The sequence below is a fragment of the Rahnella sp. PAMC25617 genome (genome assembly GCF_050606005.1).
In the GTDB taxonomy this organism is placed as follows: domain Bacteria; phylum Pseudomonadota; class Gammaproteobacteria; order Enterobacterales; family Enterobacteriaceae; genus Rahnella; species Rahnella variigena.
Genome location: NZ_JBOCUM010000271.1, coordinates 1 through 288, shown reverse-complemented (window position 1 = coordinate 288; position 288 = coordinate 1). Strand labels below are relative to the sequence as shown.

Sequence of the window (288 nt, the reverse complement as noted above, 5' to 3'; positions counted from 1 at the left end):
TGTAAATCCGCAAAAAGTTTATCTGCAGCCGCAAAGAACAATGGACCACTAATACGATAAGCTAACACATCATTCAGATCTTCTGGTGCAGGTTGCTCAATGGCTTTTGTCATTTCTGCAATGGTGCGGATAAATAAGAGACTCGCCAATAATACGCCAACTGAGATGGCAATCACCATATCGAATAATACCGTGAGAATTAGGCAAGTGAACAACACCGCAATTTCATTTTGTGTAGAGCGACGCGCCAAACGAATAATCTCAGGTACATTTGCCATATGCCATGCG

Annotated in this window: 1 pseudogene; it reads right to left on the bottom strand. The window is 42.4% G+C overall.

Going from position 1 to position 288, the window contains the following annotated elements:
* Window positions 1-288, bottom strand: a pseudogene (locus ACM615_RS24335) (C4-dicarboxylic acid transporter DauA); the annotation flags it as partial.